1 protein-coding gene is annotated in these 290 nt (G+C 57.9%); it reads right to left on the bottom strand.

What is annotated here, in order from left to right:
- The coding region (locus tag CXF97_RS14055; protein WP_157830898.1) for an immunoglobulin-like domain-containing protein at positions 1-290 on the bottom strand (290 nt) is incomplete at both ends.

Raw genomic sequence — 290 nt, 5'->3', positions numbered from 1 at the left:
ACCGAATCAGTGATCGTGGTAACGGCTGGCGTGGTGTTTGGCACCAGGTTTTCGAAATTGCCGCCGGTAGCGCCGGTGATCGTTGTGCTGACTGTAGTGCCATTGTTGTAAACGTCATTGGCCGCTGTCGGCACGTTAACGGTGCCAACGGTTTCGCCGGCTGCAATGGTGATGGTCGAACCGTTGGACAGGGTGACGGTCACCGGGGTTTGTGCCGGATTGGTCAGTGTCGCGGTGTAAGTGATCTGACCGCCTTCAACGATGTTGTTGGTCGCGGTCAGGGTCAGGCC

The sequence above is a fragment of the Pseudomonas sp. Choline-02u-1 genome (assembly GCF_002836515.1).
Lineage (GTDB): Bacteria > Pseudomonadota > Gammaproteobacteria > Pseudomonadales > Pseudomonadaceae > Aquipseudomonas.
The sequence above is the reverse complement of the archived record's forward strand: the minus strand, read 5'-3'. Positions and strand labels throughout refer to the sequence as shown.